General features: G+C 71.1%; 6 protein-coding genes and 1 pseudogene. All 7 read right to left on the bottom strand.

The window, feature by feature from the left end:
• Window positions 1-710: pseudogene (locus C503_RS47365) on the bottom strand (Ig-like domain-containing protein); the annotation flags it as partial.
• Between the two features lie 40 nt (window positions 711-750).
• Complete coding sequence (locus C503_RS40225) at window positions 751-1,503, bottom strand: hypothetical protein (RefSeq protein WP_018684229.1); 753 nt, start codon at window positions 1,501-1,503, stop codon at window positions 751-753.
• Window positions 1,490-2,509 (bottom strand): WxL protein peptidoglycan domain-containing protein, encoded by a 1,020-nt coding sequence (locus C503_RS0121185; RefSeq protein WP_018684228.1) that lies wholly within the window; start codon window positions 2,507-2,509, stop codon window positions 1,490-1,492. The genes C503_RS40225 and C503_RS0121185 overlap by 14 nt, the downstream gene beginning before the upstream one ends.
• 106 nt (window positions 2,510-2,615) lie before the next feature.
• On the bottom strand, window positions 2,616-4,190 hold the full coding sequence (locus C503_RS0121180; RefSeq protein ID WP_245572550.1) for an Ig-like domain-containing protein: 1,575 nt from the start codon (window positions 4,188-4,190) through the stop codon (window positions 2,616-2,618).
• 45 nt (window positions 4,191-4,235) lie between these two features.
• A complete protein-coding gene (locus tag C503_RS0121175; RefSeq protein ID WP_018684226.1) occupies window positions 4,236-5,219 on the bottom strand; it encodes a substrate-binding domain-containing protein in 984 nt (327 codons plus the stop codon).
• A gap of 292 nt (window positions 5,220-5,511) precedes the next feature.
• On the bottom strand, window positions 5,512-8,013 hold the full coding sequence (locus tag C503_RS0121170; RefSeq protein WP_018684225.1) for a hypothetical protein: 2,502 nt from the start codon (window positions 8,011-8,013) through the stop codon (window positions 5,512-5,514).
• Window positions 8,013-9,677 (bottom strand): phosphate ABC transporter substrate-binding protein PstS, encoded by a 1,665-nt coding sequence (pstS, locus tag C503_RS0121165; RefSeq protein ID WP_018684224.1) that lies wholly within the window; start codon window positions 9,675-9,677, stop codon window positions 8,013-8,015. The genes C503_RS0121170 and pstS overlap by 1 nt, the downstream gene beginning before the upstream one ends.
• Window positions 9,678-9,708: the final 31 nt, after the last annotated feature.

Below are 9,708 nucleotides of genomic sequence, written 5' to 3'. Positions count from 1 at the left end.
GTCGTCGTCGGCTCGGTCGTCGTGGTCGTCGGCTGAGTCGTGGTCGTCGTGGGCTCAGTCGTCGTGGTCGTCGGCTCGGTCGTCGTCGTGGTCGGTTCCGTCGTGGTGGTCGTCGGTTCCGTGGTGGTCGGCTGAGTCGTGGTCGTCGTCGGCTGAGTCGTCGTGGTCGTCGGCTGAGTCGTGGTGGTGGTCGGCTCGGTCGTCGTCGTGGTTGTAGTGGTCGTGGTGGGGGGCGCCGTCGGGTCCTTCAGCTGCCAGTGCGTGGCGTCGGTGAAGAACAGGCTGGTGGTGAAGGTGCCCTTGACCGAGGCCTCGAACTGGTACACGCAGCTGAGCACGACGGTGTACTTGCCCGGGGTGATCACGGTCGAGTTGTCGACCGCGATGTCCTTGAAGGTGAAGGTCTGCGGCGCGCTGAACGCCTGCGTGGTGGAGAAGCCCGCGTCGGACACGGTGGTACCGACTAAGCCCTTCGCGAATCCGCCGGGGCCGTAGATGTCGACCTGGTAGCCGTCGGAGTCGTCGGTGCACGGCGCGGAGGTGGTGTACGAGGGGGCCTCGATGTCCAGACCGGCGGCCTTGCTGACCGACAGCGAGCCGAGCGTGGGCTCCGGCGCGGCTGCCTGGCCGGTGGTAGCGGCGAGCAGCACCGTGGCCGCCGCCGTGGTGACGACCGCCGCGCCTGCCGCGATCAGTTGGCGCTTACGCATGAACAGTTTCCTCCAGTGTCTAGAGCGGCCGGGTTGGGCGTCACTCGGGATCGGACTCGGACTTGACCGCGGCCCCCGCCGCGCCCCGCCTGCGCGCGACGGTGAACCCCGCCGCCACGAGCACGACGAGCACCACACCGCCCGCCACGTAATAGAACGGCTGGCTTCCGGACCCACTCGCCGGTACCGGACTCGCTGTGTCCATAGTGGAATCATCGGCCGGGGTCGACGGCGCGACCGACTGGGCCTGCGGCGCCTGCGCGCCCGGGTCCGGCTGCTGCGGCGCGCCGGGTTCGACGCTGCGGCCCAGCTCCGGCGGGATGATCGGCTCGGTGTTGCGCGCGGGTCCCTTGGCCGGGCCGACGGCGGCGTAGTGCGCGGGTTCGGGGAAGTCGACGTTCGCGGTGAACGTGCCGAACTCCTTCTCGGTGAACGCGTCCACACAGTGCAGCACGATCTCGTAGCGGCCCTGCAGCGTGGTGTGGTTGTCGTCGGCGTAGTCGCGGAAGGTGTCGGCGACCGGCACCATGAACCCGGCCTGGTGTGAGAGCAGCACGTCGCCCGCGGGCACGACCACGATGTTGTCCAGGCCGTGCCCGGCCATCGTGGCGAAGTAGCCGGTGGTGCCGTCCGGGCAGCCCTTCTCCGTGGTCAGCCGGACGGGCACCTGGTCGACGCTCTCGCCGGGCGTGAGCACCAGGGTGCCCAGTCGTTCGGCGTGCGCGACGCCGGGCAGCGCGAGCGTGAGCACGCCCGCCGCGACCAGGCCCGCGAGTGTCCTAAGCGGACGCATTGGCCACCTCCGGCTCGGTTTCGGGTTGGCTGGGGGTCGGGTCGGCACCACGCTTGCGCCGACGCCTGCGCCAGAGCAGGAAGACGGTGAGCGCCACGACCAGCAGCAGGATGATCAGCACCAGCCAGGGCACGGCGAGCACGGTGACGCTCGCCTCCACGGTCTGCGCCTGCGGCTGCGGTCCGGGCGGCGCGACCGGTTCGATGTGGACAAGCCCGTCCAGCCAGCCCGCAGGCAGCACGCCCGGGATCACCACGTGCTGGCGGATCGAGTTGCCTGGCAACAGTTCCGGCAGGTCCTTGAGGTTGTCGGCGCTGGTCCCGGAGCCCCAGGGGGTCTCCACGGTGACCCGCTGCCTGCCGCCGAGCCGGACGTTGCCGATGTTGCGGACCGTGTAGTCGATGGTGGTCTCGCCGGAGCCGACGAACGAGCCGGAGTAGTCGGCGGTCAGCTCGTCGATGGCCAGCCGGGGCGCGAGGTCGCCGGAGACGCGCAGGTAGATGCGGGCGCCCACGCGCTGCTCGACGGCGACCTTCTGCCCGTTGGCGTCGGTGGCCTCGGTGACCAGGGCGACCACGATGCCGCCGACATGGTCGCCGGGGGTGGCGCCCGCCGGGATGGTGAGCTTGAACGGCACGATGCGCAGGTCCCGGCCGGGCACGGTGACCTCGGGGACCTCCAGCCGGGTCCACGAGCCCACGTCCGTCGCGGCCCGGTTGCCGGGCAGCAGGTCGAAGCCGCCGTCGGGGGTGTTGTAGGCGTCGTTGGCGTAGAGCTTGAGCGTCAGCGGGTCGGTGGACAGGTTCGACACCGCGACGAAGTCGGAGATGATCGCGCCCGGGGTGGCGCTGTAGCTGAAGTTGGGGCGGGTGTCCGGCGCCGTGGCGGTGGCGGGCCGCACACCGTAGGTGGCGGGCGCGGCGGCGTGTGCCGACGCGGGGGCCAGTACCAGGGTGAGCGCGGCCGTCAGGGCTAAGAGCACCGGGTGGCGCCAGATCCGCGACATGGGCAGGTCCTTACTGGAGGGACAGGGGAGGGTGTGGGGGCGGACCGGGAGCCTGGCCCGACCCGCCCCCACTGGCTTTTCAGCCGTTCCCGGCGGTGCGGTTACCTCAGATGGCGGTGAGGGTCAGCAGCGCCGAGTAGGTGCCCGCCACGGTGGAGGTGGGCACGTTCAGGGCCAGGTCCGCGGTCAGGTGCGCGGTGCCGTTGCCGCCCAGGGCGGCAGCGGTGGCCAGGGTGCGGGCGGCCGAGAGGCCGAGGCCCGCGGGCGCGGCAGCGCCCGGGGCGATGGCGTTGGCCGGGTTGACGACGGCGCCGACGGTGATGTTCTGCACCGCGGCCTTGTCCACGAGCTTCGGGCTCCAGCCCAGGTTGCCGCCGTTGATGCTGGCGGCGCCGTTGCTGAAGTCCGAGACCTGGCCGGAGACGTTCCAGCCCGGGTTGCCCGCGCGGGTGTCGGTGACGGTGATCGGGTTGAGCGAACCGGAGGTGGTCAGCAGCGAGCCGTCCGGGTTCATGACCGGGGAGGGCAGCACCACGTTCTGGTTCTGGACGCTGATCAGCAGCTCACCGGGGTTGACGGTGGTGGTGATGGTCTCGGACGCGGTCACGCCCGCGAACGGGGTGACCTCCAGCGCCACGCCCGCGGAGACCGAGGTCGCGTAGGCGGCGGCGTTGGCCGGGACGAACCGGGCGGTGAAGCTGTGCGGGCCGACCGCCAGGGTGGCGGTGGTCAGCGACGCGGCACCGGCGGCCACGGCCACCGGGTTGCCCAGCGCGTTGGCGCCGTCGTAGAACTGCACGGAGCCCGCGGCCGCGGCCGGGGCGACGGTGGCGGACAGGGTCACCGGCGCGAACGCGGTGGCCGTGCCGCTCGGGGTGACCGCGAGGGCGGTCGTGGTCGGGGTCGCGACCGGGGCGTTGACCTGGTAGGCCACCGCGGCCGAGACCGAGTTGTGGACGAGCGCGGTGGCGCCGGTGAACGCGGCGGTCACCGAGTGCGCGCCCGCGGACAGCGCGTTGGTGGTGTAGGTGGCGACACCGTTGACCACGGTCACCGGGGTGCCCAGGTTGTTCGCGCCGTCCTTGAACTGCACGGTGCCCGCAGCCGAGGCCGGGGTCACGGTGGCGGTGAAGGTGACGTTGGCGCCCTGGGTGACCGGGGAGGCCGGGGCGGCCGCGAGCGCGGTGGTCGTGTCGACCGCGGCGATCGGGTCGTTCAGCTGCCACGCGGTGGCGGTGGTGAAGTAGATGTTGCGGGTGAAGCTGCCCTTGGTCTCGGCGGCGAACTGGTCGACGCAGTTGACCACGGCGGTGTAGGTGCCCGGGACGATGGTGGTCGAGTTGTCGACCGCGATGTCCTTGAAGGTGTTGCCCTGCACGACCGGGAAGCCCGCGGTGGTGGAGAAGCCCACGTCGGTCACCGGGGTGGCGACGAAGCCGTTGGCCCACGCGCCCGGACCGTAGATGAACAGGTTGTAGCCGTCCGCGGTGGTGGGGCAGCCCGCGGTGGTGGTGTAGGTCGGCGCGTCGGTGTCGAGGCCGGTCGGCTTGTTGACGTTCAGGGAGCCCAGGTCGCCCGCGGGGGCCGCGGCGAGCGCGACGCCTGCGGCGCCGAAGGTGGCGGCGGTGGCGGCGGCCACGACGACCGCACCCCCGACCAGCTGACGAACGATGTTACGCACGGTTGAGCAAGCCTCTCGTGAAGGGGAACTCGGGAGAAAAGGGAGTTACTGAACCGGCTGGCCGCAGTTCGGCGCGACGCCGAAGCCGTAGCGGGTGATGACGTCCGAGCGCTGGCAGATGGCCGAGCCAGAGCCGTTGAAGATGGTGTTGTACGGCTCGGTGCCCAGCTTGGCGACCGGCACGACGTTGTAGACGTCGCGCTTGAACACCGAGGAGGTGTTCAGGTTGGTCGGCTGGATGTTGTCGACGGTGCCCAGGATCGCCTTGCCCTGCGCGGCCGGGGCGTTGCCGTAGACCTGCGAGTTGTAGACCGCGATCGAGTAGGGCAGCAGCTGCTTCGGGTCGGTCAGGTAGGTGCCGACGTGCTCCTGGATGCCCTCGCCCGCCGCGTCCTTGTCGTTGACGCAGGGGTAGGTGCCACCGGCGCCGAACAGGGTGGCGGAGTCGACGGTGCCCGCGGGCAGGACCGACTTGACGAAGAACGCCCGGGTGCCGGAGCCGAACTGCGGCGCCAGCGGCTTGAACGTGGTGTTCGCGCAGGTGTAGATGGAGGTCAGCTGCGCCGTGGTGAGCTTCTTCGGCACGGTGCTGTCGCTGCGGATCGCGTAGGTGAGCGCGTCCACGGCGAACGGGATGTACTTCACGTCCGGGTTGGCCGCGGCCGCGTTGGACGAGGAGCGGGAGAACTGCACGCAGCCCGCGTTGGCCGCGACGTCATTCTTCAGCGCGGTGAGGCCGCCGCCGGAGTTCTCCGGGCGGTTGATGGTGCAGTTCGGCTTGGTGGCCGGGTCCTTGGTGGTGATCTGCGCGGTGCCCCGCGCGTCGTAGGAGCCGAGCACCTTGACGCCGTTGACGGTGATCGCGTCGGCGAGGCCGTTCATCACGGTCTGGGTGGTGTCGGAGCCGACGCCGACCAGGTCGCGGTAGGTCGGGGCGCCGGTCGGGTCCGCCTGCGCGCTGGTGGAGGCCAGACCCGCGATGGTCAGGGCGGCCGCGGCCGCGAAGATCATACGCTGCTTCTTGCGCACTGCATGTATCCTTTTCTCCGCAAGGAGTGCGCGGACTGGTGTCCGGGCACGTTCCGGTGGGCCTGCCGCTCAGGTCGCCCACCGGTCTGGCGTCTGGTCTGTGACGGGAGTTCGTGGCTCCTGTCACAGGCCGGTCGGGCGCATCACCCCTCTCCTGCACCGGACACGGCCCGCCCGCCGGGCCGGACATCTCGGGTATCGCGGGGAAGTTGTCCGCCCCGGCTCGGGTAGGTGACCGTTCGGCGAACGCCGCACGGCGTCGAGAGTCCTCTGTGGACGGTGTGCCGCCCGGTCACTTGCGCCTCGCGGCGCCGAAGCGGCTGAGCAGCGGGCCGCCGCCCGCCGCGAGTCCACCCGCGACCAGCAAGGCCACCAGCAGGTAGCGCAGGAACCAGCTCACCGGGCTGCCGGGCGTGGTACGCGTTGCGGCCGCGGGCTTGCTGGTGTCCGCGGCGGCGTCGGCCGAGGGTTTCGCGCCCGCGGTCGGGGGCTGCGCGGCGGCGGGCGCGGTGTCCCCGCCCCCCGTGCCGCCGGTCGACGAGTCACCGCTTGAACCGCCGGTGGCGGCGTCACCGTTGCCGGTCACCGCGTCACCGGGCGTGTCCGACCCGCCGCCGGAGCCGTCCCCGCCGGTCTCCGGGAGCGCGACCTTCTTGCCCGCGTCCCGCTCGATCACCGTGGCGGTCGACTTGGCCGCGTCCCGCATGTCCTGCGGCAGCGGCACGAAACCGGCGGGCAGCTGACCGACGCCCTCGCCGAGGACCTGGCCGTCGCCCGCGGCGTAACGCAGCAGCGTCGCGTAGTCCTTGCCCGCGTCCACGCTCAGCGCCGAGGGTGTGGTGGCCGCGTAGGTCACCATCGGCATCGGGTAGGCGTTCGGCGCGGTGGCAGCCGGGTTGACCATCTTGACCCCGGCCACCTTGGACGGTGTCATCGCGGCCACCCCGGCCATGATGTTGTCCGTGGTGGGCGCGACGAAGTTGCCCGCCGCGTTGCGCAGCTTGGCCGTGTACAGGCCGTAGCGGGCGGCGGTCACGGTGTCCACCACGGCCACCATCGCGCGCCGCCCGATCACCGAGCGGCCGACCTTCTGGAAGGCGGGCCTGGACGGGTCGAGCGGGTCACGCTGGCCGTTGGGCTCGCGGCCGAGGCTGTCGCCACGGTTGACCGACCGGCCCGCCTCGTGCATGTCGGCGGCCAGCGGGTGCCGGGTGATCGTGCACATCGGCGCGATGACACCGTTGAACTTCATGTCCACACAGGTCGTGTCGGCCTTGGGGAAGTTCTCCACCGGCAGCCCGACGCCCTGGAAGTACCGGTTGACCTTCATGCCCCACTCGTCGGGCTTGCCGTCGAGGAAGTCGCGCGCCTCGCGGTCGCCGTTGAGCCACGCCCACAGCGTGGACGTGCCGTCCATGTCGATCGAGGACGCCAGCGCGTCCACGGTCTGCATGAGGAAGCCGTCGACCTTGAACTCCGGGTTGTACCTGAGGAACTCCGGGTCGTTGCTCAGCCGGGTCGGGTTGCCCGCCAGGTAGTCCTGCGGACCGGGCACGGCGTCCGAATAGGACTGGCTGAGCAGCTTGGCGACCAGCCGCGGGGTCAGGTTCAGCTCGGTGATCGGCTGCCCGTTGCGGGCCATCACGTCCGGCGGGCTGCCGGGCGCGGGCTGCCGCTCCATGATGAACGCGAGCGTGTAGGCCGACACCGACACCGGGGCGTAGACCGCCGGTTGGGTCGGCAGCAGCTCCTCCGGCGCGGCCGGTTTGGACACGAACACCAGGCCGGGGTCCGAGGTGGCCAGCTGCCTGCGCGCCTCGCGGTCGGCCATCTGCACGTAGCCGAACACCGGGCCGTTGCCCGCGCACAGGGCGGGCTGCCAGCGCTGCACCGCGTCGGCGATGAACTCGTCCACGTTGAGCGGCCGCTCCGCGCGGCCCAGCGCGCACTGCTCGCCGACCGGCTTGAAGTCCAGTCGCACCATGACGCGGTTGGCCCAGTTGGTCGTGCTCAGCGGGGACGAGTCGAGGTAGGTGTGGAAGTAGGAGCCGGGGTCGGTACCGAGCTTCTTGCCGTTGGTCTCGGTGTCCCCGCGCGGGACCACCACCAGCCAGCAGTGCCGGGGCTTGCCGGTGTCCGCGCCGGAGACATAGGGGCGGCCGCAGTCCAGGCCGGACGCCTCCAGGGTGGTCTGCACCTCGAAGTCGACATCGCCGGTGCCGTCGTCCCTGGTGGCCGCCAGCTGGATCTCGTTGGTGGAGTTGGCATCGAAGTACAGGCCGTCGCCGCGCTCGCTCGGCTTCGTCGGCGCGCCGCTGACCGGGGTGAACGGCACGTAGGTGGTGCCGCCGGGGATGTCGGTCTGCTGCGGCTGCTTCTCGTTGGGGTCGCGCATCAGGTCGCTGTAGAGCAGCGCCCGCGACCACATGGCGGCCGAGTCGTAGTTGCCCAGCGGACTGCCGTACTGGCACTGCTCGCGCTTCGGCCCGGTCGGGTCATCGCCCCAGCACTGCATGATCTGGAGGTAGTTGCGGCTGCGCAGCTGGTCGGTCGGCGCCGCGCCGGACCAGGACACGTGCACCGTCTGGTTGATCAGGTCCCGGGTCTGCGACACCGTCAGCGACAGCGCGGAGAACGACCCGGTGCCGCGCACGGTCACCGCGGACGGGGTGGCCGACGTGGACGGCGCCTCGGCCACCGACGCGCTGGGCAGCGCGATCGTCACGCCGGTGACGACCATCAGGACCGCCAGGCCCATCCGGACCGCGTGCTCGAACCTCCTGGTACGGCCCATCACCGGCCTCCTCGCATGAACCGGGCGGCCAGCGGCGGCCCGGCGACCACGGCGACCATCAGCACCGCCGCGACGATGATCAGCAGCGTGCCGTCGTTGGGCGGCAGGTCGACCGAGACCGGCACGGCCTGGGCGGAACCGCCCGACGACCCACCGCCGCCGGAACCATCACCCGAGCCGTCACCGCCGTCACCGCCGCCGTCGGCACCCGCGCCGTCACCACCGGCGCCGTCCCCCGCGGCCACGCCGTCACTGGTACCTCCGGCACCCGCACTCTCACCGGCGCCGTTCGCGCCACCGGCACCGCCGCCACCGGAGCCGCCACCACCGCCGGTGGCGTTGTTCTTGTTGCCCGTGCCGCCACCGCCACCGCCGCCGCCCGTGCCGGTGGAGGTGTTCCCGTTGGCGTCACACTGGGCGGGGCCGCCCTTGCGGTCGCACTCCGCGGGCTGCGGCGCGGTCTTGGCCAGCGTGTTGGTGCCGTCGGTGGAGAACGTCGGGTTGTTGCACTTGGAGATGTCCGTCGGCTTCTTCGTCGAACCCGGGATCCGGCCCACCTGCGTCAGACCCGCCTGCACCAGGTTGATCGGCAGCGGGGAGAACCCGAGCCGGTCGGCGGACTGCTGGCCCTCGCACAGGAAGTAGTAGGCGAAGTCGGAGAGGGTCCGGCCCTTCTGGTCGTTGAACCGATCCGAGGTGGCCGTGGGCAGGATCATGTAGCTGTAGCTGGACATCGGGTAGGTGCGCGGGTCCTGGTCGGTGTACACCTGGGTCAGGTCCTGGGTCAGGTCCGTGTTGATCTTCGCCCGGAGCAGCGCCACCGCCACCGCCTGCGCGGTCGGCCCGGTGTAGTAGCCCTTGGCGTTGAGCAGCTTGGCGACCGGGAAGCCCGCGTTCTTGGCGTAGGAGTACTCGACGTAGGTGATCGCGCCCTCGCTCTGGTCCTGCCGGACGTAGTTGGCGACGCCGATCGACTTGTCCTGCGCGATCACGCCCTTGAGCGATGGGTAGTTGGAGGTGAACCCGCACGGCGTCGCGCGGCCCGCCTGCCTGCAGAAGTCGTCCCACAGCGCCCCGTGCTGGGCGGCCATGTACGCGGTGAACTGCGCGGTGGAGCCGGAGCCGTCGCTGCGCACCACCGGGGTGATCTGCCGGGCGGGCAGCTTGAGCGACGGGTTGTCGGCCGCGATCGCCGCGTCGTTCCACATGGTGATCTTGCGGGTGAAGATCTTGGTGACCACCTCGCCGGACAGCCGCAGGTTCGTCACCCGGGTGCCGCCGATCTTGAGGTTGTACATCAGCGACGTGCCACCGGCCACGATCGGCATGTAGGCGAAGTTGCCGTCCTCCGGCGGGTAGTCCTTCACGCCGCCGTCGGTGAGGCCGTACGGGATCTCCGAGACGGCGAAGTCGACCTGCTTGTTCTTGAACTGGTTGCGGCCGTCGGTGGAGCCGGTGCCGGAGAAGTTCACCCGCATGCCGAACTGCTGCACGTTCTTGCGCCACTGGTCGATGGCGTTGAAGCTCCACGTCGAGCCGGAACCGCTGATCGCGACGTAGGCCTGGGCCGAGGCGGGCGCGAACCCGCCGACGACCACCGCCAGCAGGGCGAGCGCCGTCGCCAACCCGCCCAGCCTGCCCACCGGGCGTACCCGCGAGGTCATGACACTCCTGTTCCCCTGCTGCCGTGTGCTG

Source organism: Actinokineospora enzanensis DSM 44649, from assembly GCF_000374445.1.
Classification (GTDB): Bacteria; Actinomycetota; Actinomycetes; order Mycobacteriales; family Pseudonocardiaceae; genus Actinokineospora; species Actinokineospora enzanensis.
Note: the sequence above shows the minus strand (reverse complement) of the source record. Positions and strands in the feature narration are given on the sequence as shown.

Coding starts and splice junctions, on each gene's coding strand:
- C503_RS40225 (WP_018684229.1), bottom strand. CDS start 1,503: ATGCGTCCGCTTAGGACACTCGCGGGCCTGGTCGCGGCGGGCGTGCTC.
- C503_RS0121185 (WP_018684228.1), bottom strand. CDS start 2,509: ATGTCGCGGATCTGGCGCCACCCGGTGCTCTTAGCCCTGACGGCCGCG.
- C503_RS0121170 (WP_018684225.1), bottom strand. CDS start 8,013: ATGGGCCGTACCAGGAGGTTCGAGCACGCGGTCCGGATGGGCCTGGCG.
- pstS (WP_018684224.1), bottom strand. CDS start 9,677: ATGACCTCGCGGGTACGCCCGGTGGGCAGGCTGGGCGGGTTGGCGACG.